This is a genomic window from Candidatus Accumulibacter propinquus, assembly GCF_056856495.1.
Map to the genome: position 1 here is coordinate 98,807 of NZ_JBSEHC010000007.1, position 24,812 is coordinate 123,618.

Here is a 24,812-nt window from a genome sequence, read left to right on the forward strand (position 1 = left end):
ACGGCAAGCCTGCGTGGCACTAGGGTTGGCGTTCGATCCAGCCGGCGATTCTTGACGCCGCGGTCTGCCAGTGGGCGTCGAGCATCAGCGTATGTCCGGCGCGTGGAATCACCGCCACCTCGGCCTGCCAGCGGGCGGCGGTGAAGCCCAGCACGGCCGGCGGGAAGACCGCGTCCTTTTCGCCGCCGACGACGAGAACCGGCAGTGCCGGTCGTCGCCCACCGAAGTGCATGGCCAACAGCGTCAGGTCCAGGATGGCACGCCGCGACTCGGACTGGAACAGCGGACCGAAGCGGATCAGATCTTCGCTTGTCGTTTCAGCCGAGTAATAGACGTCGCGAATCGACTCCAGCGTTTCCGCCGTGTACTCGCCACGGGTCGCCCGCGCCTGCTCGCCGAAGAAAGCGGGGTCGGTCAGGGCGATCTTCATCGTTGCGCCAAGGATGCCCGTCGGCGGCACCGGTGCCATCAGCACCGCCGCCGGCGCCTGGTGGCGTTCGAGGTAACGTTCTACGACAGCGGTGCCCATCGAGTGTCCGATCAGAATCGCCGGCGCATCGAGCTCCTGCGCGACCTGCGCGACATCCTCGGCATAGTCGTCGAGTCCGTAGGAGTCGAGCCGTGCCCGGTCCTCGCTGGCACCATGGCCGGCGAGGTCCAGCGCGTGGCAATCGAAGCCGCGGCTACTGAACCAGGGCAGAAAATACGCGTCCCAACAACCGGCCGTGGCATAGCCGCCATGGACGAAGAGGAGCGGTGGATAACGTTTCGCGCCGACCGCAGGCCGGTGCAGGGTATGGATCCGTCGAGGTTTCATTACTGTGCCCAGTCCAACGCAACACCGCAGTATGGCAGGGTCGGGCAGGCCCGGGCAATGGCCGTCCGAGGATTGTTCGGTCGGGCCTAGGTGGCCGTGGCGCAGTGCCGCCGATACCGGCGTGCCAGCATCAGCAGCAGGCCACCGCTACCGAACAGCAGCAGGGAGGCGGGTTCTGGCACGGCGAACTCCTTCAGGCTGAACACGCCACCTTCGAGGAAGGCATTGGCGCTGCCAATGCCCGACAGTCGGCTGGCAGTCGCCGCCACGCCGATGTGGAGTTCGTAATCTCCGGCGCTCAACAGTCCGGTCTGGTTAACGCTCTCGGCGAACGATCCGGTCCGATAGTCGGAGGCGACGCCCGACAATTCAAACGTATAGCTGTTGAACGCGTCGCCACTGCTGGAACCGCCGATTGCCGCCTCCCATGCCCATTGCGTCGCGACGGCAACCGAGAAGAGCACACGCAGATCCGAAGCCACCGATTCGACGCTGCTGCCCTCGTACCCGTCGAGCTTTGACGAGTCAAGGCTGGCACGGGCGGTGCTGAACAGGATCCTGTCGACGTCACCGCCAATCCCTGGCATTGACGGCGCGAAACCTGAATGGTGACTGACGCTGGCGATCCCATTGTAGCCCCAGTCGGACAGCGAGGTATGGCCGCCGCCGACGGTGTTGACCAGATCTTCGGTGTTGCTGGCCGAGCCGTTGCCCGCAAAGATGTAGGCCAGTACGACGCCACCTGAATCGCGGATCGCCTGGTCGATGGCATACGAACGGCTATCGGACAGGATGACTGCGGCGTGTGCGTCGAGTCCAGGGCAGGCTGCGCACAGTACGGCCGCAACCAGGCTGGCGGGGGTCAAGAGCGACAAGGAAGGCATGGCATACCCCTGAATTGGTTCGTTTTCTGTGGATGATGGATTTACAAGCAAGAACAACCCGCTGGCACGGTGGCCAGTGTAGGTAGCACCAGCGACTGCTGTCAATGTCCGACTGGACATCAGGCCCTCGCCAAGGCCGTGACCTGCATGGCACGTTGACCACCAAGCCCGGCGCGGGAAAGAAGCCGATCGGAGCTTGCAGATCGCTGAACGGAAGGGACTGGTCTGCCGCTAGTTTTCTCCAGAAAGTGGTGTGTCGACGCCGACGTCAAGGTGACGCGCCGGGGAATACCGGAACCTTCGACCGCGCATGTGGCAACTCGCGCACGAATCGCGGTACCAGATAACCGGGCAGGCGTTCGAGCAGTGCTGCGCGCAAGCCGTGCACAAGCGGTTCGCTGACCTCGAAATGCGCGGCGCCGGCGACCTGATCGAGGAGGTGCAGGTAGTAGGGCAAGACACCGATCGCGAACAGACGCTCCGAGAGTGCGCTCAGGGTTTCCGCCTGGTCATTGACGCCGGCCAGCAGCACCGTCTGATTGAGCAGGACGATGCCGGCGCGGCGCAAGGGCTGCAGCGCAGCGGCGACGTCTTCGTCGAGTTCTTGCGCATGGTTGGCATGAATGACCATGCTGGCCTGCAGGCGGGTGTCGGCGAGCATGGCGACCAGCGCGGCGGTGATGCGCTGCGGAATGACCACCGGCAAGCGGCTGTGAATGCGCAGGCGGCTGACCTGGGGAATTGCCTCGATCTGGTCGATCAGCCACTGCAGTTGACGATCCGGTACCGCCAGCGGATCGCCACCCGACAGGATCACCTCGCTGATCGAATCGTCACGGCGAATATGGTCGAAGACCTGCGACCACTGCTGGCGCGACGGCTGTCTGGCAGCATAAGGGAAATGGCGGCGGAAACAGTAGCGGCAGTGGATACCGCAATGGCCGGTGACGATCAGCAGTGCACGACCGTGGTATTTGTGGAGCAGCCCCGGCAGCTTGTTGGCGGCCAGTTCCGCCAGGGGATCGTGCGAAAACCCTGGCCGCAGCGCGCGCTCGGCGGTCAGCGGCAGCACCTGTTTGAGCAGCGGATCGTCGGGATCGTGTCGGCGCATGCGCGCCACAAAGGCACGCGGCACGCGCAAGGGAAAAGCCGGGTCGCCGTCGATGGCCAGCGCCGCGGGTGCGAGGCCGAGCAGCGCCAGCAACTCGTCACTGTCGCTGACGACATCCTGCAGCGCCATTTGCCACGGCTCACGGTGCGCGTTTTTGCCCTGCGCATCGGGGCTTCGCGCTATCATGGCGCCCTTCATTTTTCAGATGGTTTCACGAGGGGATGCAATGGCAACCTATTCTACCAACGAATTCAAATCCGGCCTGAAAGTCATGCTGGACGGTGATCCCTGTTCGATCCTCGAAAACGAATTCGTCAAGCCCGGCAAGGGCCAGGCTTTCAACCGCGTCAGACTGCGCAACCTCAAGACCAACCGCGTGTGGGAAAAGACCTTCAAGTCGGGTGACAGTCTGGAGGCTGCCGACGTCATGGACCGCGAGATGCAGTACCTGTACAACGACGGCGAGTTCTATCACTTCATGGAGCCGGAGAGCTTCGAACAGTTTCAGGCGGCCGCGGCGACCGTCGGTGATGCCGCGCTGTGGCTCAAGGAGCAGGACATCTGCACCATCATGCTCTACAACGGCGTGCCGCTGGGGGTAACCCCGCCGAATTTCGCGGAACTGGAAATCGTCGAGACCGAACCGGGCGTGCGCGGCGACACCGCCACCGGCGGCACCAAGCCTGCGCGCTTGACCACCGGCGCGGTGGTCAAGGTGCCGTTGTTTGTCAATCAGGGCGAAATCGTCAAGTGCGATACGCGCTCGGGCGAATATGTGTCGCGCGTGAAGGCCTGATCGCTTCCGTCCGAGTCGGTCGTCAGTCCGCCTCTCCCCTGGTCGTGGGGAGGGCATACCCTTCACCGCTTGCACGGCCGCGCGCCTGGTCGGTGCGCGGTGTTGCGCTAGGACTAAATCCCGCATGCCGCAAGTCAGCTGGCAACCCAGCGCCTCATTCGAAAACCTGCGTCGCCGTGCGCAGATCCTGGCGCGACTGCGCGCCCATTTTGCTGCCGGGCAGGTGCTGGAGGTCGAGACCCCGCAGCTCTGTCTGACCACGGTCAGCGATCCGCATCTGAACAGCCTGTACGTGCCGGCTGCCGGCTACCTGCAGACCTCGCCGGAATACGCCATGAAGCGCCTGCTGGCCGCGGGCAGTGGCTCGATCTACCAGATCGCCAGGGTTTTCCGCGCCGACGAAGAAGGTCGCTGGCACAACCCCGAGTTCACCCTGCTCGAGTGGTACCGCCTGGGCTTCTCGCTTGACGAACTGATCGACGACGTTGCTGCCGTCGCCCGCCTCGCCCTGGGTGAGGCGGACAGTGTCCGCCATCGTTATCGCGACCTGTTTCGCAGCCATCTCGATCTCGATCCGCTGAGTTGCAACATCAGCGAACTCGCCGCCGTGGCCAGGCGGCACATCGACATCGCCTTCGACGACGCCGATCGCGATACCTGGCTGGAGTTGTTGATGAGCCACGTCATCGAACCGCGACTCGGTAACGACGCCCTGTGTTTCGTGGTCGATTACCCGCCGTCGCAAGCGGCACTCGCGCGCCTGCGCGTGGATGCGGAAGGCCAACAGGTGGCTGCGCGTTTTGAGCTGTACTATCGCGGCGTCGAGTTGGCCAATGGTTATCACGAATTGCTCGATGCCGGCGAACAGCGCCGACGTTTTGCCGCCGATCTGCGCGAACGTGAAGCGCTTGGCCTGCCGGCCATTGCGCTCGACGAGAAACTGCTGGCCGCGCTCGAACACGGTCTGCCGGACTGCAGTGGTGTCGCGCTCGGCTTCGACCGCCTGGTGATGCTCGCCGTCGGCGGTGACGCTTTAGATGAGGTAATGGCCTTCCCCGGGTCGCACCGGTAAAGACTGTTGGCGCCGCCAGAGCTTCCGCCGCCACTGGCCGCGTCGCTTACGGCGTGCGTGGCCGAGTCGCCGCCCACAGACCACAGGCCAGGACGGCAAACGACAGCAGGGCGATCGCCGCGCCCCAGAACCAGTACGGCAACCACAATGCCTGGGCGATGACCGCCGTGTCGGAGGCGTGGCGCATGCCGTCGATGGTCGCACCGGCCGAGAACAGGTAGTCGACGTGCTGCAGCCAGCTCAGACAGAGTACCGCGCCGGTCAGGCGCAGGACGAAGGTGGCGCTGCGGTCGCCCAGCCAGAGCGCCACACCGGCGAAGAAGGTGGCGGCGCCGACCAGGAAGATCACCCCGAACGGATTGCGGGTCCAGCAGACGACGACCGCCAGCAAACCACCGGCGAGCAGCCAGAGCAGCGTTCGCGACAGCCGTGACGAGCGCGCCAGGATCAACAGCAGACTGCCCGCAAGCGTCGGCCCGAGGAGGCCGCCGGCAGCCACCAGAGCGGTTGCGAGGCGACCCGCCGAACCCTGCCACAAAGCCAGCCCCGAGCCGTCGGCATGCAGCGCGAAGCTCCGGAATTCGGCGCCGACGAGCATGGCCGTGAAACCGTGCCCGAGTTCGTGGGCGCAGGTCGCCAGCAGCGAGAGCGGGTAGAGCATCCAGCGGCCGTACGGAAGCTGCCAGACCACGGCGATGATCGCCAGTACGCAGAGCAGACTGCGCAGCGGATGGGCGTCGGCAGGGGGCGTCGGCGCGCGTGCCGACGCGTTTGGCGGGAAGCTCATTGTGGGGCAAATTCTTGCATTGCGACCTTTCGTTCGTATAATCCCTGACTCTGCCCGGTTCTGCAACCAGGCAAGCATTCCGGGAGTGGGGATGAAGGGGATCTTGAGTCTGCTGGCGAAGGCAAAGCTGATTGAGCTTTCGGAAGACGAACAACTGGCCGCCACGGCGGAGCGCCCGGTGGCGGTGCCGGACGCCCCCGCCGCGCCGCCTGCCGAGGTAGCAGAGACCCGCATGCACGCGGGGACTGCCGCCGCCGCGCCCGACCTGCCGTCGCTGGCCGACGCCTGTGCCGACCTCGACGGCGCGACCTTCAGCGATCTCTTCGCTTCGGCCGGTGTACCCGCATCGCCGTATCCGGCCGAGAAGCTGCTGCGCCTGCTGGATGGGCTGCGGGCGATGGACGCCGGCACGCGCAAGTCCGCCGTTCTGGCGATGGACGCCGCCGACGACAACTGGCAGATTGACGATTGCGTACGCGACGCCGATCTCAAGATTGCGGCGCTCGAGGAGCACAAGCGTCGCCTGGCGGAGCAGATGCAGGAGCGCGAGCGGCAGTCGGGCGAACTCGTCAGTCAGATCAGGGTGGTGCTTGACGAAGCCAGCGCGGCGATCCGCAAGCAGATTGCCGAACTCGAGCAGTTGCTCGAACGCGAAGTCACGCGTGCGGCCCAGGAATCGACCAGTGTCGAAGCCGGTTTGCGCGCCGCACGCGAGGCCACCGCGCGCGAGGCCCGCCGCATGGATGCCGAGATCGAGCGCCTGCGTGAAATTCCCAACACTTTCAAGGCGCCTGGCGCCGCACACTGAAGTCCCGAGCAAGGAGAAGATCACATGGCTCAACTCACGCCGCTGGCCAAGGGGCTGATTACCGTCATCGTTCTGGGCGTGGCCGGTTCGCTGGCCTGGAATTTCGGGCTCAAGGAGCGCTTTGGCGGTGGCCAGCCATCGTTGCCGAAGCCGGCAGCGTCGGCACCCGAGGCGGCGGCCAAGGGCAAGTCGCCGCCGGCCACGCCATCGAAAACCTCGACCGTGGAAGACAAGAATGCGCCGCTCGGCAGCGCCGCCAATCCGCTGAAGGTCAGTCTGGTCAGTTTTCATGGCTACGCACCGGCGCTGGTGGCCAACGGCAACGATCTGAACACGCAGCCGGGTTCGATCTACGGCAGCAAGGGCGTCAATGTGCGCTTCGTCATCCAGGACGACATTCCGACGCTGGCCACCGTCTTCGAGTCCGGTGCCGCCCAGTGCGCCTGGCGGACCTCGGATTTCTGGGCACAGGAGCAGCCCAACCTGCGCAACGCCGGCCTCGACGGCAAGGCGGTGATGATCGTCGACAACACCCAGGGTGGCGACGCGGTGATTGCCCGCGATGCGTCGATAAAGGCCGTCGAGGATCTGGCCGGTCGCTCGGTTGCGCTGCTCCAGTTCACCCCCTCGCATGGGATGCTGATCGACGCCCTCGACAATTCCTCGCTGACCGCGCGCAAGAAGGACAGCGTCAAGATGGTGTTCATCAACGCCGAGGAGGGGACAGCCGGCGTGCGCGCCGCGCTCGAATCCGGTGCCGTCGATGCGGCGGTGCTGTGGGACCCGGATCTCGCGCTGGCCCTGCGCAACGTCAAGGGGGCGCATGTCGTCTATTCGACCAAGACCGCGACCAACCTGATCTTTGACGTGATGGTCTGCGACTCGCGCCTGCTGGCCAAGCCGGAAGGACAGGCAGTGGTGCAGAAGTTTGTCGCCGGCTGGATGGACGGCGTGCAGGCGGCACGCAGCAACCCGGACAACGCCGTGGAAGCGCTGGTCAGAACGCAGGAATTCTTCAAGTTGCTGGCTGACAAGGAAGGCCGGCCATTCGTCAAGAGCCTGTTCGCCAACCTGGTGTGGACCGGTGTCGAGGAAAACGCGCGCATTCTCGGTCTGGCCGGCGGTACCAATCACTACGAACGGGTTTACAAGCGCTTCGACGAGATTTATCGCAAGGCCGGCGCGCTCGCGAATCCGAAGTCGCCGGTGATTGCGCCGCAGGACAGCTTCGACTACCGCTTCATCAGGTCCATGCTCGGGGAAAACAAGGCCGCCGCCGACGCCGCTGCCAAACCGCAAAGCACGTTCACGCAGTCGGCGCTGAGGGAAGCGACACAGCAGGAAGCGATGGTGACCAAGCCGGTCACGGTGGGTTTTGCCTCGGGTAGCGCCGAATTGACCAAGCGCGCGCAGAAGACGGTCGATACCGAGATGGTGCCGTTCATCGAAAACAACGGCAAGGCCTACTTCGAGGTCAGCGGCAATTCCGATTCGACCGGGACTCGCGAGGTGAATCTTCGCCTGTCGGCGGCGCGCGCGCGGGCGGTGGTCGATTATCTGGTTACGCAGTGGGAGTTTCCGCGCGAGCGTTTCAAGATCGTCGGCAATGGCCCGGATCGTCCGCTTTGCGTCGAGGCCAACGCCGCCAGCGAGGGTCTGTCGGCCGAGGACTGTCGGGCGATGAACCGGACCACCCGGGTGGCCGTGTTCGGCGGCCGCTGAACCCGAGCCGCCAGCGCCCATCGATGTCCGAATTCTGGAACCCCTACGCGCCGCTCGATAGCCGGCGGCGGCGCCTGCTCGGCGTCGGCGCTGCCCTGGCGGTGCTGTTGCTGTGGAGCCTTGTCGCGGCATCGGGACTGGTCAGCTCGACCAAGCTGCCGGCGCCGTGGGAAGTGTTGACGGCGCTGTCGTACCTGAGCTGGCATGACGGCGGCAGCATGTTGCTCACCGCCACCCTGTGGTCGGTCGGTCGCCTGCTGGTCGCCGGCGTGCTGGTGATCTGCATCGGCATTCCGATCGGCATCGTCATGGGTGCGGCACCGCAGGTGAACGCCGCCCTGTCGCCGTTGGTCGATCCTTTCCGTTCCGCGCCGGTGGTGGCGCTGCTGCCGATCCTGGTGATGTGGCTGGGCATCGGCGAGACGATGAAGATCGCCTTCCTGTTCATCGGCGCCGTGGTGTACCTGATTCCGATGGTACGCGACGCCATCCAGGCGGTGCCGCAGAGCTACTGGATCGGCGCCCGCGACCTCGGCGCGACGCCGTGGGAATGTATCCACCGGGCGGTCATCCCGATGGCCATGCCGCGCATCGCCGATGCCGTCATCGTTGCCTTCTCGGTGATGTGGACCTACATCACCGTCGCCGAATACGTCAATGCGCGTGAAGGACTCGGGCAGCTGATCCAGAATGCGCGGCGCTTCAGTGCCTGGGACCAGGTCTTTGCCGGCATCATGGTGATCATCGCCCTGGCCCTGGCCACCTATCAACTGATGGTCTGGCTCAAGCGCCGTCTGTATCCCTGGGAGACGCAGCTATGAACCTGGCGGCCGCGAAACCCGTGGCGGCGGCAAAGCCCGTGGCGGTGGTCATCAAGGACATCGTCCAGGAGTACCCGGCGCCCGGCGGGGGCGTCACGCGCGTCATCGACAAGGTTTCGTTGAGCTTCGACCAGCCCGGCATCAACATGTTGCTCGGCCCTTCGGGCTGCGGCAAGAGCACGATCCTGCACATGCTCGGCGGCGTGCGGCCGATGGGCGTCGACACCCCGACTGCGGGCAGCGTACTGATCGACGGGGTCGCATGCCACGCTCCGCACGACGACGCGGTGATGGTTTTTCAACGCTATGCCAACCGACCGGACCTGTCGGTGTTCGACAACGTCGCGTTCCCGTTTCGCCTCAAGCTCTGGCGTTCGCAGGTGCCGGAAGCGGATTGGCGGCAACGCGTCGCCGACATCCTCAAGGCGGTCGGGCTCTCGGACAAGGTCGGCCTGCGGCCGGCGCAGCTTTCGGGCGGACAGAACCAGCGCGTGGCGTTGGCGCGGGCGCTCGTCCTGCGGCCGCGCATTCTGTTGATGGACGAACCTTTCGGGGCGCTCGACGCGCAGACCCGCGAGGAGATGCAGCAGTTGCTGATCGGCCTGTACCAGGCCTGGCCGTGCCTGGTCGTCTTCGTGACGCACGACGTCACCGAAGCGCTGATGCTCGGTGACCGCGTCATCGTCCTGTCCACACAGCCGGCGCGCGTCGCCGACGATTTCCTGATCGACGAAGCGCGTCCGCGGTCGGCCGCCTGGCAACGCTCGCGCGAGGCGCAGGCGCTCGAGGAGCGCATTCTCAATCAACTGCACCAGGCCAGTCCCGGCAAGGGCCAGGTCCGGGTTACGGTCTAGGCATGGATGCCGCCAAGCCCTCCTACGTCAGGGAGGTTCTGACCAGTCAGACCAACCTGTACGCTGGTCTCGGGTCGCTGGCCCTTGGCGTCGTGCTGTCGATTCCGTTTGGCTTCGGCATTGGCGCACTGCCGCTGATCGCCTTTGCCGCCGGCGACATCCTTGCGGCCTTGCACATCCCGTCGCTGCCGACCTTCCGCGAGAAGGTCGACCGTCGCTGGCGGGCGCGCTCCCGCCAGGCCTCGCGCGAGCAGTTGATGCTGGAGATTCAGAAAAGGGCCGGCAAGCGCGCGCTGCCCGCAGCGACGCTGCGCACTTATCAGCGCATGTACGAACGCGTGCAGTCGCTGTACCAGCGGGCAGAAACCGGGCATGGCCGGCTCGCCTACCGGGACGTCGAGCAACTGGACGACGTCTCCCTCGAATATCTGGCGCTGTGGCTGGCGCTGCTGGTCATGGACGACCGGGCCGAGTCGGTCAATCTGCGTGAGGTCGAGACCAAGGTCGCGGCTCTGGAACGGGAGTTGGCGGCGCCGCGTCCCGGCACCGACCTGCGTCAATTGCAGAAGGCCCGCGCCGATTACCTGGCCGTCATCGAGCGGCACAACCGCATGCTGAGTCGGCGGCGGGCGCTCGAAGCGGCGATGCTGTCGATGCCGGACCAACTGGACGAAATCTATCAGACGATCATGACCCTGCCGGTGAGCGAGGAGGTCGGGACGCGGCTCGAAGAGGCGATCGGCAAGCTGCGGCTGCAGGAAGACATCGAGGCCGACCTGGCCAGCGATCTTGCCGAAGCCGTGCCGGGCGTGGCGATGCCGACCGCGGCGGCGGCCGGGCGGCAGCGGCGCCTGGTGGCGGTGGGCAGTTCCGGCAGTGCCGGCTAGCCGACGGCGACGAGTGGGGTCGACGATTGACCGTTGCGCCGTATCATTGGGTAACTCAGGAACGGCCGGTTGACCGGCTCACGAAAGGAAGAAAGCGATGGCTGACATCAATTTTATGGGGCGCCTGTCCAATCTCTGGTCGGGCTTTGTCTCGCTGTGGATCTCCGATGTCGAAAAACGGCATCCCGAGATTGCTTACCAGAGTGCCATCGACTCGATGATCGAGAAGTATGGCAAGTTGAAGAGCGCCACGGCGGCGATCATGCGTCGGCGCGAGGAAATCTCGGCGCGCCTGGAAAGCGAACGTGGCGAACTGGCGGCGATCTCCGCCGACCTCAATGCGGCGCTGGCCACCGGCCAGGATGAACTCGGCATCGTGCTGATTCAGAAAAAGAACGCCCTTGAGGCCAGCACCAAGTTGCTGGAACAGGAAATGGAGCAGGCGCGTACCGACGCGCAGGAGGCGAAGGATTCGCTGATCCAGGTCAAGGCCGAGATTCAGAAGCTGAAGGACGAGAAGGACCGCATGCTGGCGCAGATGCACAGCGCGCAGGCGCGCCTGAAGATTCAGAACCAGCTCGAAGGCCTGTCGGTCGATGCCGAAGTCCGGGCGCTCGACAACGTCCGCGAGCACATCAAGAACACCGTCGCCGAGGCCAAGATGGGCAGCGAATTGCGTGATTCCGATCTCGACGTCAAGCTCGCCAAGCTGCGGCAGAGCAGCGGCGCGATCACCGCCCGCCAGCAACTCGAGGAAATGAAACGCGCGCGCAACGTGCAGACCGATACCGCCGGCAAGGCGATGTGATGCGCGACGTGTCACGCAGCCGGGCTGGAGGACGTCGGTGAGTCCCGAGAGCGGCGGCCGGCCAGCCCTCCCGGTTTGGGCCGAGACCCTGCGCCAGAAGTACCTGGCTGGCGAGGCGTCGGTATTCGTGCTCTATCGCAACGTGTTCGACCGCTACCAGGTCGGCGAAAGTTATTACACGCTGCTGCCCTTCCTCAGCGAGGTGCTGCTCAAGGACAACAAGCAGCGCATCTTCGAACTCAGTATCGATCGTGGCGTACGGGTGATCCAGGGTGGCGGCATCGACGAGAAGGCGGAACTCTACCGCCATCTCGAAGGCAAGGGTCTCGCCGGGATCTTCGAATCGCTCGAACGTCAGATGCGCGAGCAGCGCTCCAGCGCGCTGCTGATTCCCTATGCGGGGACCATTTTTCCCGCCGCCGAGCTGCACTTTCTCTCGCTCGAGGAGCGTGGCGCCTTCACCGCATTGCACCGCTGGTCGCTCGACGAACAGTTTGCCGACCGTGACAATGTCGTCATCCTGGTCAGCGAATCGCTGGCCGATCTCAGTCCGGCACTGCTGACGCATCCGCGCGTGCTGGCCATCGAGGTGCCGATGCCGGACCGCGCCGGCCGGCACGCGGCGATCCGTCACTATGCACCGGCGATGAAGACCGCGGAAGCCGAGCAACTCGCCGACCAGACCGCGGGCCTGCGCCTGCTGCAACTGGCGAGCATCGTCGCCAGCGAAGCGCCGCAGGGCATGAGTCACGCGCAGCGGCGGACATTGATCACCGGTTTGCTGCAAGGCAGCCCGCAGGCTGCCGAGCGTGCCGAAAAGCTGGCCGCGATCACCGCCGGCATGACCCCTGCCGAGATCCGGCAACTCGTCGATCCGACGCGCGCGCTGCCCGACGGCGGCGACCCGGCGAGCGAAATGATGGCCGTCGTGCGCCAGCGCAAGCGCGAGCTGATCGAAAAGGAGTGCGCCGGTCTGATCGAGTTCATCGAACCGCGGCACGGCCTGGACAGCGTCGGCGGTAACGCGCACATCAAGGGTGAACTGCTCGACATCGCGCGCCTGATCGTCAGTGGCGAGCGAGCGCGCGCGCCGATGGGACTGCTCGCGGTAGGGCCGATGGGCGCCGGCAAGACCTTCGTGATCAAGGCCTTCCTCAAGGAGGCGGGGTTGTCCGGCATCGCCCTGAAAAACTTCCGCTCGAAGTGGGTCGGCTCGACCGAGGCCAATCTCGAACGCGTCCTGGCGACGGTCAAGGCCATGGGACCGATCGCTCTGGTCATCGACGAAGGCGACCGCAGCTTCGGCAGGCAGGGTGACGATTCCGACGGGGGAACGAGCTCGCGCGTTATCGCCCGCCTCAAGGAATTCATGTCCGATCCCGAGAATCGCGGCCAGGTGCTGTTCATCCTGATGACCAACCGCCCCGACAAGCTCGATACCGACATCAAACGCCCCGGCCGCCTTGATCGCAAGATTCCCTTTTTCTACGCCGAGAGCGCCGGCGAACGCGCCGCCGTCGTCAGCGCCGTTTTTCAGCGCTACCGGGTGCCCGTCGCGCTTTCGGAAGACGACCTGCTCGCCGCCTGCGAACCCCTCGAAGGCTATTCGAACGCCGACCTCGAAGCCGTTGCCCTGCTCGCCGCCGAGTTTGCCGAGCGCGCGCTCCGGACCGACGAGGCTCCGTGCGGTGTCGATCCGCAGGCGAGGGGGGTGCCTTCGCCGGTCGTCAGTCCGGAGATTCTCGCGCGGGCCATCGAGGACTTCATGCCACCGCAGGAGACGACGATGGTGCGCTATATGGAAATGCTCGCGGTGGCCGAGACCTCGCGACGCTCGCTGCTGCCACAACGCTTCCGATCGCTGTCCGCGCGCGCGGTGCAGGAACAGCTTGCCGAACTGCGGCGCCAGATCCACTCTTGAAGGAGTTCGTATGTTTCCTCTGCTGCAAGACGTATCCCTCAATGCCGACCAGTGCATTGCCGCCACCCGCCTGCTGTTGCGCATCGCGCATGTCGATGGCGCGAAGACCAACGAGGAAGTGGCCCTGATTCGCCTGTTTTACGATGGCGGTCGCAATGGAAGCGCCGACTGGCCGGCTTTCGCGACTCTGGAAGAAGACGGACGGGGCGGTAACTTGACCCGGATTTTTGGTGAAGCCGCCGAGCGCGATCTGGTGCTTGCCACCTGTCTGATGGTGGCCTACGCCGATGGAACCTTGACCGGCGAGGAACTGGCGGCAGTGCGAGCGGTGGCCGACGACATCGGCGCCCCGCCGGCCCGCGTCGATGAGTTGCTCGCCCTGGTCAGGGATTACATGCTCGCGCACCTGGCCAGGTTACCCGATGCCGGCTCGGTGGCCGTGGTGGCGCGCGAACTCGGCTGAAGTGCATCACCAGGCGAGCATGGAGCGGGTTCATCACTGCCCTGGCCGGATCGTTCGGGTTGATCATGGCTGGCGGGGAAGACATTTCCTGGAACGGAAAGCCGGTTGCATCCACTGTACCTGAAGGCTGCTGCCGGCGGGTTGGCGGTCGGCACGCTGGCCGTCGCGCAGGCGCAGGAGATCGAGCCGCGCGCCTACTCGAACGCGCCGCTGGGGATGAACTTCGTGATTGCGGGCTACGCTTATACGCAAGGCGCGGTGCCCTTCGACGCCTCGCTGCCCGTCAAGAACGCGCAACTCAAGACGTCCAATGCGGTTCTTGCCTATGCGCGGGTGTTCGATGTGTGGGGCCAGTCGGGCAAGTTCGATGCCATCGTGCCGTACACCGGGCTCTCGGGAACGGCCGAGGTCGCGGGGCAACCGTTCGAGCGCAACGTTACAGGTTTTGCCGATCCACGCTTCCGCTTGTCGGTCAACCTGTACGGGGCGCCAGCGCTGACGTTGCGAGAGTTCAGGAATTACGAGCAGGACCTGATCATCGGCGCAAGCCTGCAGGTGTCGATGCCGGCGAGCCAGTACGACTCCAGCCGGGTGGTCAATATCGGCACCAACCGCTGGTCGTTCAGGCCAGAGGTGGGAATTTCCAAAGCCGTGGGTCCATGGACGCTCGAATTCCAGGCCGCGGCAACGTTGTACACCGATAACCGGGATTTCTACGGTGGCCACACGCGTTCGCAGGACCCGATCTACTCGCTGCAGGGGCATGTGATCTACGGCTTCCGCTCGGGGGTCTGGGCTTCGCTTGACGCCACCACTTTTGCCGGTGGCCGCACGACGCTAAACGGCGTGCGCGGCGATGACCGCCAGCAGAACTGGCGTGTCGGCGGCACGCTGGCGTTCCCCGTGGACGTTCGCCACTCCATCAAGATCTACGCGAGCAGCGGGGTGTCGGCACGCACCGACAATAACTACGATCTTATCGGAATTGCCTGGCAGTACCGCTGGGGCGGCGGGTTGTGACGCGGCAGCAAGACTTGCCAGGCGGGCGCTTCGCGACAGGACAAGTGGTCGACTCGGCGAGTTGGCGCTCCAGGGCGCTCGCCGAGCAGCAGCACGGCGAGCGCGGCGAGACCGAAAGCCAGCACGGCGAAGTTTGTATCGGGGAGCTGGCTACCAAGGGTGACGGCGGACTCGAAGAATCCATGCCCACCGCCCTTGACCCCGAACAGCCTGGGTAATTGGGTCATGGCGATGGTTAGCGCTGCGCCGGCCTTGAAGCCGAGCAGTATGGTTTCGCTGATGAAGTTGACCAGCGAACTCAAGCGCAACAGCCACGCCACTACGCACATTGTGGCGATGAGCACCGCGGTCAGCGCCGCGATCGACGCCCAGCTTGGTGGAGCGCCTGTGCCATGCCGGCGATCGTGACCCCGACCAGCATCGAGATTGCCGAGGTGGGGCCGATCGCCAGTTGGCGCGACGAGCCGAACAGCGCGTAGAACAGGCCACCGACCAGATAGCAATAGATGCCGTATTGCGGCGGCAAGCCGGCGAGCGACACCGGGATGCCGTAGGCTGCCAGCGTTACCCCGGCGATCGCGTCCTTGGCCAGCCACCTGGTCTGGTATGTGGTGAGCCACAGCGCCGGGGGAAAGACCGCGCGCCAGCAGCTGACCGGGGTTGCGCGCGCCAGTGTAGTGTACTCGCAGGTCGCGCTTCCTCGGTATCAGCGCCCGGGTTCATGGATTTTCCTCCACCTGCGCTTCGAGTCGCCCTTCCCGGACTGCCTTGACGAAAGTCCGGTAGTCGCGCTGGTTCTGGTCGCTGTACTCGACGGCAAACTCGCAGATCGCGTTGTCGAAGAGGGAACTTGAACCCATGTAGCCGGCGATCAGCGCTGCATCGCCCGAGCGCGCGTGCGCGCGCGCCAGCGCCCGCGCGCACAACCGGCTATAGATGATCAGGCGGTCGACATCCCAGCCCTCGACAATCGCGCTGATCTTGACATCGCGCAATTGGCGGATATAGAAGTGCCGGCCGTTTTCCCCGGTCGTCCAGCCGAGGAACATGTCGCTCGCCGCCTGCATCAGGCGCTGCCCGGCGACGACGCGCTGGCCGTGATTGGCATGCAGGCTCTGGCCCGCATAGGGTTCGAGCACCGACGCCCGCGCTTCCTTGACTTGCAGGAAGAGGGGGTCATTGTCGGCGGCCATGAACAGCCCGACGGCGCAGAGGGTACCGACGCTGCCGACGCCGACGACCTTGGCCGCCAGGTCGCATAAGTGGAAACGGTCGAACAGTACGCGCACGTGCTCGGGGAGTGACTCGCGGTACGTGGCGAGCGCTTCCCGGTACTGTGTCCGCATCGCCGGCGCCTGCTCCTCGCTGAAATGAAAGACGAGTGGCGGATTGTCCTTGATCTTCGGCAGTGCCCCGTGATGTTCCGCGAGCTTCAGGAAAACGCTTTCGACAGTGCTTTGCTGGCGCGCTTTCTCGATCCGCCTGGCGATGAGTTTCCTGAGTTTGTCGCTGCTTCCGCCCATCTCGGCCTGGACGCGCTCAAGGGGGATCGTGTCGTACCAGACGTCGAGCGAGCGCATCGACGAATATTCGATCATCCGCTCGCGGTAGGCGCGCACCGTCGCCGTCGCCGCCCGTGCGGCCTCGTTCTCGTGCAGGCGCAAATACTGCGCGGCGATGACGATGCTCGTGGCCAGACGCTTGAGGTCCCACTCCCAAGGCGCCGGTAGTGTCTCATCAAGGTCATTGACATCGAAGACCACCTGCCGCTCGGGCGTGGCAAAGCCACCAAAATTCAACAGATGCGCGTCGCCGCAGGCCTGTACTCGGAGTCCGGAGCTCGGGGTGGACGCGAGGTCGGCGGCCATGATCGCCGCCGAGCCGCGGTAAAAGGTGAACGCCGACTGCAACATTCGCCCGAAGCGGATCGGCACGAGTTCGGGCATCCGCCCCTCGTTCGATGCGACGAGCAAGTCAATGGGATCGCGTCGCTTCTTCGGCGGCTTCCATCCACCCTGAGCTTCGCGCGATACGGCGTCGCGTAAGGCACTCCCCTGTGCACGGCGCTCCTCCGGCGAAAGAACCGCCGTTTGGCTGTTCTCGGTGGTGCTCTCCGGATGATCATCAAACCTGGCTTTGGACATTTCAAGAACCTCCGCGGTCACAAAGACGTATCACATAACTGGAGTATAGTCACAGCATATGGGCAATGCCAGTGGCGCCGGCGCCAGTCCCTTTTGTGGCCATTGGCCGTGAGTACTCTTGAATCGCCGAATCCGTAAGCGCCGCGAACCTGGCCGAGGAACATTGAGAAGACGCCCCCTTGTTGCCTGCCAAGGAGATGCACCCAATGAAATCAGACACCTCTATATCGTGCGACGCTCTGGACCTGTGCAACGATCAGCCAGACTTTTCACTCGTCCTGGGCGGGCCGCTCTTCCAACTGCTGCGGCGGGTGCATCTCGCCGACGATGCGCTGATGATGGTTCGCCAACGGATCGTCGTCATCTCGCTCATGGCCTGGTTGCCACTGCTGCTGCTCTCCGTGCTGCAGGGGCAGATTCTTGGTGGCAGTGAGAGCGTCCCTTTCCTGCTCGACGTGGATGTTCACGTCCGCTTCCTGCTGGCGATGCCGCTGTTGATCCTTGCCGAGCTGGTTGTGCATCGGCGCATGCGTTCAGTAGTCGGTTTGTTCCTGGAGCGCAACCTGATTCCCGAAAGCGCCAGGACGAGCTTCGATGCAGCCATCGTTTCGGCAATGCGGCTGCGCAACTCGGTGCTCGCCGAAGTGCTGTTGATCATTCTGGTGTATGGCGTCGGCGTCCTGATCGTCTGGCGGCATTACACGGCACTCGACGCGGCAACCTGGTACGCAACAGCCAGCGCTGACGGTTCGCGGCTCTCGTTTGCCGGGATGTGGTACGGCTACGTGAGCCTGCCGATTTTCCAGTTTCTGCTGGTCCGCTGGTATTTTCGCTTGTTCGTCTGGATGCGCTTCCTCTGGCAGGTGTCACGCATCGAGTTGCGTCTGGTTCCTCTGCATCCCGATCGCCTCGGCGGCCTGGGGTTTCTCTCCAATACGGTCTATGCTTTCGCTCTGCTCGCAACAGCGCACGGCGCGCTGCTTGCGGGACAGATCGCCAACCGGATCTTCTTCCTCGGCGCCTCGTTACCGCAGTTCAAGGCCGAGATCGCCGTCATGCTTATCTTCATGCTGTGCCTGGTCCTCGGCCCCCTGCTGGTATTTGCTCCACAGCTTGCCCAGGCGAAGCGGCTCGGCCTGCGCGAATATGGCACACTGGCCGAGCGTTACGTACGCGAGTTCGATGCGAAGTGGCAGCGTGGCGGCGCGCCTGCCGGCGAACCGTTTGTCGGTAGCGGCGACATCCAGTCGCTTGCCGACCTGGGCAACAGCTACGAAGTGGTACGGACCATGCGCTCGCTGCCGGTCACCAAGGAGATCCTCCTCCAGCTCACAGTCGCCACGCTGGCGCCGATCGTGCCACTCGCACTGACCATGATGTCGCTGGAAGATCTGCTGAAGAAGCTGTTCGGCGTGTTGTTCTGAAATCCGGCGATAGCGGCACCAGCACTCCGAACTGCCTCTGACCTTCTCGATTTGGTGACTGTCAATTCGATCATCTTGGCGATGATCGCCGGCAACGACGCGACGATGAAGAATGTCCAGCCGGTGGCGAGTGCCGGCAGTTTTACGCTCCACGCGAATGCGGCCGAAACGACCGGGTGCCGCGATGAGGCTTGCGGAGATCATCTCTCCGCGCGATCAAACGGAAGAGATGGTCCTCGAGAACATGGTCAGGCGGGCAAGCAAGATGCTGGAGTATCTGGAGCCGCCATACCACTGACGGCGATCCAGAAGAAGACAACCAGGCCGACTTAACTGATCTCAGGCGTTGCCGATTACTGCTTGCGCCGACGTGAACCTGCCAGACCGGCGAGGCCGAGACCGAGAAGGGCGAGCGCGCCGGGTTCAGGCGCGGCAGCGACCGAGACCGCAATAGTTCCGTCTGGAAAACCTGCAGGCAGCGTAATGGCTTCAAATTTCAACACATCGCCCGGCGCAACCGAGATCAACGCGCGTGCAAACAACCCGCTGTTGTAAGCCGAGTCCGGGTCCGCGTCAAAGGCGGCAGGCGGATTGGGGGCCAAGATCGTCCCGATAGCGACGTCGTTGATGTAGTACCTGTATTCATCGCCCCAAACGTAGAGGTCGGTCACCTTGACAGTCTTGCCAACGGAGGTGGTGAAACTGTTGGCGTAGAAAAAGGGCACACCATCAAACTGGTCCTGGATGTCCCATCCGACCAGGGTGTCGAGATTGATGAGCGCTGCGGAGGCGGGAGCCGAGGCGAACAACGCGATAGAGGTGGCAACTGCAGAGAGAAATTTTTTCATGGGAAGGATCCTTTACAAAGTGTCGTGATGGAAAGACCGCATCAATCGCCCGTGACTCTGGAGTATCGATGAAATGGGGCAGCCTACGGAAGTGTAATAAGCAAAACGTGTGCCAATGATTGCTTGCGTTAATTCTTTCAATGGCTTGCGAATTCAATGAGATCGGCATCCCCAAAACTGTAAAATTTTTCGACACTTCCGCGACACGCCGCTGATTACTTGTCGGCGTATACGCAGGTTCAGATTTGATGGCTGTTGCAGGCGCAATCCACAACGGCGCTGGTGTAGTATCTTGGCATAATTTCCGGTGTGGTCGGGTATGGCTGTCGGAGGCGATCGATCATGGCAGGACCTTGGCCGCTGGTGTTCGATGGCCAACGCAGCTCGTCGAGCCTGTTGCAGGCTTCGTGGAACCTGCCAGGAGGACGCTGGCCGCGGATCTGATTGGCGAGCGTGCGCCTGCAGCACTGCGTCTGGAGGCTTGTCCCCCCTTGCCATTGAAAAAACGGACCAACCTGGTCGCCCTGACGACGTCACACCGACGACCTACATGCGACCGCGATAGCTGTAATGGCCATCGACGATGTTGCCGCCACGATCAAACTGACACGTATAAGCCAGATTTCGCGCGCCACCTGTTTCGAAGGAAACGCGGCCATCGCCGCTCAGCGTCCGGCCGTTCAGATTCACCTGTTCCAGATCAAGATCGTCTACCGAGCCGTGATCATGAACCAGGTGTTGCCGAACCACGTTCCTGCACTCGCTCCTCAGGTAACGCATGTCGTCAAAGGGATTGGCCTTGCCGGCGTTGTAGACGGTACGGCTTTCTGCATGCGACTGGTCATTGCTGCTGTTACTGCTGGCAATCACGGCGGCCAAGGCCGCCAGTCCCACAACACCGGCGCCGATCATCAGAGCCTTGTTCCTCTTGTCCTTTTTCCTGTCGGAATCCGAGTCATCCGAGCCGACATTCCAACTGACGACCTCCTTGTGGTCAATGCGGCAATCGAAGCGATGGTTACGGTTCTCCCGATCTTTCACTCTTCCGCTCACGTTGAATGAATGGTGACCGGTTTCGTCGGCACGAACGTCCTCGGGGTTCGAATAGGATGAGCCCCAATGAACCACCTTGCTCAAGCAATCCATCCGGGCATTGAACTCGTTGTAGGCAAAAGCACTCGGTGCGGCGAGCAGGGCTGTCACAGCAAGACTCAAACAGATCTTCTTCGAGGGGTTCATTCAGTTTTCCTTTCTGGGCAAGTACCCGGGTGACGTCAATAAAATGCCAGACATCATGCATTATTCTTGGAAATGAAGTAATACCGAACTTGTTGGTCGACCAAGGCTGGCAGCGCGCAAGCGCCGACTGGCAAATCAACCCGGACTGCTCGTCGGTTACCCGGAATCGACGCCACCGCCTGCGGTGGCGATGGCCGGAGTGGCAAGTCGAGTTCCGGTCCTTGCGGCCAGGCCCCGGCTCGGGGATACTCGCATTGCCGCTTCAGCCCCCGGGAGGAGTCAACATGCGCCGCATCACTATCCGCCATGGACTGGTTCTGGCGCTGATCTCGATGCGCGTGGCGGCAGTCGAATTGCCGCTGGAGCGCATCAGCTTGCCGCCGGGTTTCTCCATCGAACTCTGGGCGCGCGTCGACAACGCCCGGCAGATGGCGCTCGGCCGCCACGGTGGCAACGGCGGCACGCTGTTCGTCGGCTCGATGCAGGCCGGAAAAGTGCATGCGGTGCGCTTCGACGCCGGCTTCAAGGCACAAGCCGTGAGCGTCGTCGCCAGCGGCCTGCAGCGCCCGGTCGGCGTGGCCTACAAGGACGGCAGTCTCTACGTCTCGGCGGTGAACCGCATCCTGCGCTACGACGATATCGAGCGACACCTGGCGCAGCCACCGGTCGCTGTGCTGGTGACTGACCGGCTGCCAACCGAGACGCATCATGGATGGAAATTCATCGCCTTCGGCCCGGACGGCAAACTCTATGTGCCGGTAGGCGCTCCCTGCAACATCTGCGAGCCCGATCCGCAGCGCTACGCCAATATCCTGCGCATGCATGCCGATGGCAGCGGCGCCGAAGTCCATGCCCGCGGGGTGCGCAACAGTGTCGGCTTCGACTGGCAGCCGCAGACCGGGGAGCTCTGGTTTACCGACAACGGCCGCGACCTGCTCGGCGACGAGCTGCCGCCGGACGAACTCAACCATGCGCCCCGCTCCGGCATGCATTTCGGCTATCCGTATTGCCACGCCGGCGATCTGCCCGATCCGGAATACGGCGCCCGGCACGCCTGCCGGGAGTTTGCCGCGCCGGCGCAGAAACTGGCGCCACACGCTGCCGCGCTGGGGATGCGCTTCTACACCGGGACGATGTTCCCGCCGCAGTATCGGAACCAGATCTTCATCGCCGAGCATGGTTCGTGGAACCGCTCCCGGAAGATCGGCTACCGGGTGACGCTGGTGCGCCTGCAAGGCAGCAGGGTCATCGCCTACGAACCCTTCGCCAGCGGCTGGCTGAATGGCGAGAGCGCCTGGGGACGCCCCGCCGACGTGCTGGTGCTCCCCGACGGCTCGCTGCTGGTCTCCGACGACTTCGCCGGTGCGATCTATCGCATCACCTATCGCGGCTGAGCGGGTGGCCACCGTCGAATCCGCGCAGCACCACGGGGATGATGAGACGGCGTCTCGCCCGCGTGTGGCGCGTACCCCGCGCCAGTTTTCAGCAGGCCTCGCCGACGGTCATCAGCGAATCCACGATCAAGACAGCGGCAAGCGCGCTAGAATGACCGCACAGGACTTTCAGGAGGTCTGATCATGAAAACGATCTTCGCTTTACTGGCATTCGCCGTTTCCACCTCAGCATCTTCGGCGTGCTATCTGATCTACACGTCGGCCAACGAGCTGGTATGGCAGGGGAGTGCCCCGCCCGTTCGCATGGACACCCTCCTGCTGGACGCCGAAGTCCAGAAAAGGGTGCCCAAAGGGCATCTGGTCATCATCAACGATCCCGGGGCGCCTTGTCCCAGGCTCGATCTGATCGCACCCAGGAAGACGATGCGGCAAAAAGCTGAAGAGATGAAGAACGACTGATCACAGAGCGGTACGTCATCGCTTCGTAACCTGTTACATACCGCCCGAGAGGCCTCTCTTCGCCAACTCCTTCATGCCTCCTCTCTTTGATCTGCCTATCTTCATTCGTCACCAGAAAGATCCACACCCAAATGCATTGAACCTCCAGAAGTTCGTTCCCGATCAATCGCAACCTCGCAAACTTCACCCCAAACCGCATCTGTCTCACGCTTACAAGTGATGATGCCTATATGCTGAATTGCGAGGATTGGGTCGTACCGGGTGTGATCAGCCGGCACGGACAGCAACGCCGGACGCCCGTCGAAGCCGGCGGAACCTTGTATGGCCTGGCCACCGCTGCGATTATAATTGCCGGCTTTCTCCTCACTTCCAGGATCTTCCGCATGCATTTACTCAAAATCCTTCCCGCCGCACTGGCACTTGCCCTGGCTGCCCCGTTTTCCACGCAGGCGGTCGCCGCACCGACAGAGATCGATCTCTCGCATCAGCTTGACGAAGAGCGCGCCGAGCGTCTCGAGAAGCTGGTTGAACGGTTCAATGCGCAGCAGAAGGAATACCAGGTCAGACTCGTGCGCCGCGTGCAGGGCGATGCTCCCAAGGACCTGAATCTGGTGACGCGCGAAGAGCAGGCGCGTTTCGTCGCCGCAAAAGCGAATTTCAAACCTTTGCATCAGGTGATGAAGGAAGCCAATCTGCCCCTCGACGGCGGAAAACTGGCGCCCGAACTGCGCGTCGGCCTCAGCGACGCCCAGGGAAACCTTTTTGCGCTGCCGATCGCGCTGTCCACCCCGGTGTTGTTCATCAACAAGACCGCCTTCCGCAAGGCCGGCCTCGACCCGGAGAAGCCGCCAAAGACCTGGGCCGAAACGCAGCAGGCGGCCGATAAACTGTTCGACTCCGGCAGCACCTGCCCCTACACCACCTCCTGGCCAGCCTGGGTGCATATCGACAACCTGAGCTCCTGGAACGGCGTCGAGGTGGCTGATGCAAAAGGCAAACTCAATTTCAATGGTCTGGTCCAAGTCAAGCATACGGCAATGCTGACCACCTGGGCAAAGGCCCGTTTCTTCATCTATTTCGGCCGCCGCGACGAGGCGGATAACCGCTTTGCGGCGGGCGAGTGCGGCATGCTGACCAGTTCTTCTTCGTTCTACGGAACGCTGCATGAGAAAGGCAAGCTGGACACCGGTGTTTCGGCGCTGCCGTATCACGACGACGTGCCGGGCACGCCGCAGCAGACGCTTGCCGGCGGCGCTTCCCTGTGGGTGGGTGCCGGGCAGAAGCCGGCCGATTACAAGGGCGTGGCCCAGTTTGTGAATTTCCTGATGGAACCGGACCTGCAGGTCGAACTCTCGGCCGCCGCCGGATTCCTGCCGATGACCTCGGCCGCCCGTGCCGCCGCCGGCAGCAAACTGTTGAAGGCCGACGTTGCCGGTCTCAACGTGGCCTACAAGCAGTTGCAGGGGCCCGGCGCCTTGCGCACGCTGCGCGTTTCCGAAATCGAGCGGGTGCGGATCATCGCCGAAGAGGAACTCGAGGCCGCCTGGGCCGGCAAGACACCCGCCAAGCAGGCGCTCGACGTCGCCGTCCAGCGTGGCAACCTCGTCATGCCGGGCGCGCCGGCACCAGCCGCCGCACCGCGCAAGAAGTGAGTCGCCCGCGGCTCGGCTGGTCCTTGCCGCGTGTCTTCGCGCACCGCTGTGGCGGTGCGCTGGCGCCCGAGAACACGCTGGCCGGCCTGCGCCTTGCCGCCAGGCTGGGTTTGCGGGCCGTCGAGTTCGACGTGATGCTCTCGGCCGATGCTTCGCCGTGGTTGCTGCACGACGAGTCCCTGCAACGTACGACGAACGGCAGTGGGCGGGTATGCGAGACGCGCGACGCGCAACTGCGCGTGCTCGACGCCGGCGCCCACCTGCACCCGGCATTTGCCGGCGAGGCGATCCCGACTCTGGCTGCGGCAGCGCAAGCCTGTCGGCAACTGGGTTTGTCGGCCAACGTCGAAATCAAGCCGGCCGCAGGTTTCGAGGCGCTGACCGGTGAAGTCGTGGCGCGCCAGGTGCGCACCCTGTGGGCGGGTGCGGCACTGCCGCTGGTGTCGTCATTCTCGGAAACGGCGCTGGCGGCAGCGCGCGCGGCCGTGCCCGAACTGCCGTTCGGTTTGCTCTACGAACGCCCGCCGGCAGACTGGCTGGCCGGGGCCAGGGCGTTCTCTGCGCAGACCCTGCATTGCGCCGCCGAATTCCTCGACGACGACCTGCTGTGCGAAGCCCGCGCCGCCGGCATCCCGGTGTTGTGCTACACGGTCAATGACCCGCTGGTTGCCGCCGCCCTCCTGCGGCGCGGCGTGACGGCGGTGTTCAGCGACCGCATCGACTGCGTCGGCGAGGACTAGGAGCGCTTCCCGGCCGGGCCACCCGGCGGCTTGTTGCTCCCTCATTCCACACGGCCGCCGGCAGCCCGGCGCGGCGATTCGGCGGTCGCGAATCCGACTTTCACGTTAGAATCGCAGCTCTTTGAACGACCCTGAACCGGG

General features: G+C 63.9%; 24 protein-coding genes and 1 pseudogene. 16 read left to right on the plus strand and 9 right to left on the minus strand.

Going from position 1 to position 24,812, the window contains the following annotated elements; translation table 11 throughout:
- Positions 1-19 precede the first annotated feature (19 nt).
- From AC15MQ_RS21250 to epmB, 3 genes are all read right to left on the minus strand, one after another.
- Positions 20-817 (minus strand): alpha/beta hydrolase, encoded by a 798-nt coding sequence (locus tag AC15MQ_RS21250; RefSeq protein ID WP_287654133.1) that lies wholly within the window; start codon positions 815-817, stop codon positions 20-22.
- A gap of 86 nt (positions 818-903) precedes the next feature.
- Positions 904-1,701, minus strand: a complete 798-nt coding sequence (locus tag AC15MQ_RS21255; RefSeq protein ID WP_483081251.1) for a PEP-CTERM sorting domain-containing protein — start codon at positions 1,699-1,701, stop codon at positions 904-906.
- A 268-nt stretch (positions 1,702-1,969) separates the two neighbouring features.
- Positions 1,970-2,998, minus strand: coding sequence for an EF-P beta-lysylation protein EpmB (gene epmB / locus AC15MQ_RS21260; RefSeq protein ID WP_483081252.1), 1,029 nt, complete (start codon positions 2,996-2,998; stop codon positions 1,970-1,972).
- Between the two features lie 40 nt (positions 2,999-3,038).
- On the opposite strand from epmB, the gene efp reads away from it, so the two are divergent.
- Entirely contained in the window at positions 3,039-3,608 is a 570-nt protein-coding gene (efp, locus tag AC15MQ_RS21265; RefSeq protein WP_483081253.1) for an elongation factor P, read from the plus strand.
- Between the two features lie 124 nt (positions 3,609-3,732).
- The gene (gene epmA / locus AC15MQ_RS21270) at positions 3,733-4,680 is read left to right on the plus strand and encodes an EF-P lysine aminoacylase EpmA (protein WP_483081254.1); all 948 of its coding nucleotides are present in this window, start codon (positions 3,733-3,735) and stop codon (positions 4,678-4,680) included.
- Between the two features lie 46 nt (positions 4,681-4,726).
- Here epmA and AC15MQ_RS21275 read toward each other — a convergent pair whose 3' ends face one another.
- Complete coding sequence (locus AC15MQ_RS21275; protein WP_483081255.1) at positions 4,727-5,467, minus strand: M50 family metallopeptidase; 741 nt, start codon at positions 5,465-5,467, stop codon at positions 4,727-4,729.
- Between the two features lie 91 nt (positions 5,468-5,558).
- Between AC15MQ_RS21275 and AC15MQ_RS21280 the strand changes: the two genes are divergently transcribed.
- The 9 genes from AC15MQ_RS21280 (at position 5,559) to AC15MQ_RS21320 (ending at position 14,771) form a co-directional block, all read left to right on the plus strand.
- Complete coding sequence (locus tag AC15MQ_RS21280) at positions 5,559-6,275, plus strand: methyl-accepting chemotaxis protein (protein WP_483081256.1); 717 nt, start codon at positions 5,559-5,561, stop codon at positions 6,273-6,275.
- A 24-nt stretch (positions 6,276-6,299) separates the two neighbouring features.
- Complete coding sequence (locus tag AC15MQ_RS21285; RefSeq protein ID WP_483081257.1) at positions 6,300-7,997, plus strand: phosphate ABC transporter substrate-binding/OmpA family protein; 1,698 nt, start codon at positions 6,300-6,302, stop codon at positions 7,995-7,997.
- A 23-nt stretch (positions 7,998-8,020) separates the two neighbouring features.
- A complete protein-coding gene (locus AC15MQ_RS21290; RefSeq protein ID WP_483081258.1) occupies positions 8,021-8,818 on the plus strand; it encodes an ABC transporter permease in 798 nt (265 codons plus the stop codon).
- A complete protein-coding gene (locus AC15MQ_RS21295) occupies positions 8,815-9,672 on the plus strand; it encodes an ABC transporter ATP-binding protein (protein WP_483081259.1) in 858 nt (285 codons plus the stop codon). The genes AC15MQ_RS21290 and AC15MQ_RS21295 overlap by 4 nt, the downstream gene beginning before the upstream one ends.
- Before the next feature lie 2 nt (positions 9,673-9,674).
- A complete protein-coding gene (locus AC15MQ_RS21300) occupies positions 9,675-10,559 on the plus strand; it encodes a hypothetical protein (protein WP_287654143.1) in 885 nt (294 codons plus the stop codon).
- A gap of 97 nt (positions 10,560-10,656) precedes the next feature.
- On the plus strand, positions 10,657-11,367 hold the full coding sequence (locus AC15MQ_RS21305) for a PspA/IM30 family protein (protein ID WP_287670444.1): 711 nt from the start codon (positions 10,657-10,659) through the stop codon (positions 11,365-11,367).
- A gap of 37 nt (positions 11,368-11,404) precedes the next feature.
- Entirely contained in the window at positions 11,405-13,288 is a 1,884-nt protein-coding gene (locus AC15MQ_RS21310) for an ATP-binding protein (RefSeq protein ID WP_483081260.1), read from the plus strand.
- A 10-nt stretch (positions 13,289-13,298) separates the two neighbouring features.
- On the plus strand, positions 13,299-13,751 hold the full coding sequence (locus tag AC15MQ_RS21315; RefSeq protein WP_483081261.1) for a tellurite resistance TerB family protein: 453 nt from the start codon (positions 13,299-13,301) through the stop codon (positions 13,749-13,751).
- A 105-nt stretch (positions 13,752-13,856) separates the two neighbouring features.
- Positions 13,857-14,771: a transporter gene (locus AC15MQ_RS21320; RefSeq protein ID WP_483081262.1), complete on the plus strand. Its 915-nt coding sequence runs from the start codon at positions 13,857-13,859 to the stop codon at positions 14,769-14,771.
- A gap of 62 nt (positions 14,772-14,833) precedes the next feature.
- Here the strand turns inward: AC15MQ_RS21320 and AC15MQ_RS21325 are convergent.
- Positions 14,834-15,444: pseudogene (locus AC15MQ_RS21325) on the minus strand (SulP family inorganic anion transporter); the annotation flags it as partial.
- A 46-nt stretch (positions 15,445-15,490) separates the two neighbouring features.
- Positions 15,491-16,915: a DUF2252 domain-containing protein gene (locus AC15MQ_RS21330; protein WP_287654148.1), complete on the minus strand. Its 1,425-nt coding sequence runs from the start codon at positions 16,913-16,915 to the stop codon at positions 15,491-15,493.
- Positions 16,916-17,121: 206 nt separating this feature from the next.
- Between AC15MQ_RS21330 and AC15MQ_RS21335 the strand changes: the two genes are divergently transcribed.
- Complete coding sequence (locus tag AC15MQ_RS21335) at positions 17,122-18,339, plus strand: hypothetical protein (protein ID WP_483081263.1); 1,218 nt, start codon at positions 17,122-17,124, stop codon at positions 18,337-18,339.
- A gap of 353 nt (positions 18,340-18,692) precedes the next feature.
- Here AC15MQ_RS21335 and AC15MQ_RS21340 read toward each other — a convergent pair whose 3' ends face one another.
- Together AC15MQ_RS21340 and AC15MQ_RS21345 are read right to left on the minus strand one after the other, a co-directional pair.
- Positions 18,693-19,187: a PEP-CTERM sorting domain-containing protein gene (locus tag AC15MQ_RS21340; RefSeq protein WP_483081264.1), complete on the minus strand. Its 495-nt coding sequence runs from the start codon at positions 19,185-19,187 to the stop codon at positions 18,693-18,695.
- Between the two features lie 546 nt (positions 19,188-19,733).
- Entirely contained in the window at positions 19,734-20,426 is a 693-nt protein-coding gene (locus AC15MQ_RS21345) for a hypothetical protein (RefSeq protein WP_483081265.1), read from the minus strand.
- A gap of 284 nt (positions 20,427-20,710) precedes the next feature.
- Between AC15MQ_RS21345 and AC15MQ_RS21350 the strand changes: the two genes are divergently transcribed.
- Together AC15MQ_RS21350 and AC15MQ_RS21355 are read left to right on the plus strand one after the other, a co-directional pair.
- Positions 20,711-21,820, plus strand: a complete 1,110-nt coding sequence (locus AC15MQ_RS21350) for a PQQ-dependent sugar dehydrogenase (protein ID WP_483081266.1) — start codon at positions 20,711-20,713, stop codon at positions 21,818-21,820.
- 183 nt (positions 21,821-22,003) lie between these two features.
- On the plus strand, positions 22,004-22,279 hold the full coding sequence (locus AC15MQ_RS21355; protein ID WP_483081267.1) for a hypothetical protein: 276 nt from the start codon (positions 22,004-22,006) through the stop codon (positions 22,277-22,279).
- 101 nt (positions 22,280-22,380) lie between these two features.
- Here AC15MQ_RS21355 and AC15MQ_RS21360 read toward each other — a convergent pair whose 3' ends face one another.
- Positions 22,381-22,668: a hypothetical protein gene (locus tag AC15MQ_RS21360; RefSeq protein ID WP_483081268.1), complete on the minus strand. Its 288-nt coding sequence runs from the start codon at positions 22,666-22,668 to the stop codon at positions 22,381-22,383.
- On the opposite strand from AC15MQ_RS21360, the gene AC15MQ_RS21365 reads away from it, so the two are divergent.
- Positions 22,663-23,931: an extracellular solute-binding protein gene (locus AC15MQ_RS21365; protein WP_483081269.1), complete on the plus strand. Its 1,269-nt coding sequence runs from the start codon at positions 22,663-22,665 to the stop codon at positions 23,929-23,931. The genes AC15MQ_RS21360 and AC15MQ_RS21365 overlap by 6 nt on opposite strands.
- Positions 23,928-24,671: a glycerophosphodiester phosphodiesterase gene (gene ugpQ, locus AC15MQ_RS21370; protein WP_483081270.1), complete on the plus strand. Its 744-nt coding sequence runs from the start codon at positions 23,928-23,930 to the stop codon at positions 24,669-24,671. Before AC15MQ_RS21365 ends, ugpQ begins: the two co-directional genes overlap by 4 nt.
- Positions 24,672-24,812: the final 141 nt, after the last annotated feature.